We start from the raw sequence: 216 nt of genomic DNA on the forward strand, positions 1-216 counted from the left end.
GGCGCTGCCGCCACGCTCGACCAGGATGGCGCCGCCGTCGCCCTCGCCCTCCTTCTTGTCCTTGTCCCACGACCCCGGACCCGAGTCCTGGCCGACCGGCGCGCCCTGCGCGACCGGGGCGGCCAGCACCGCCGCGCCAGCCGGCGCCGCCGGCGCGGTCTGGGCGGCGGGAGCTGCGCCCGGCGCGCCATTGCTCGGGGCGCCGTTGCTCGGGGC

General features: G+C 81.0%; 1 pseudogene. It reads right to left on the reverse strand.

Annotation, left to right across the window (positions count from 1 at the left end):
* Positions 1-216: pseudogene (locus FXF50_RS29085) on the reverse strand (hypothetical protein); the annotation flags it as partial.

Origin of the sequence: Micromonospora sp. AP08 (assembly GCF_008085935.1) — a bacterium.
Taxonomy (GTDB): domain Bacteria; phylum Actinomycetota; class Actinomycetes; order Mycobacteriales; family Micromonosporaceae; genus Micromonospora; species Micromonospora chersina.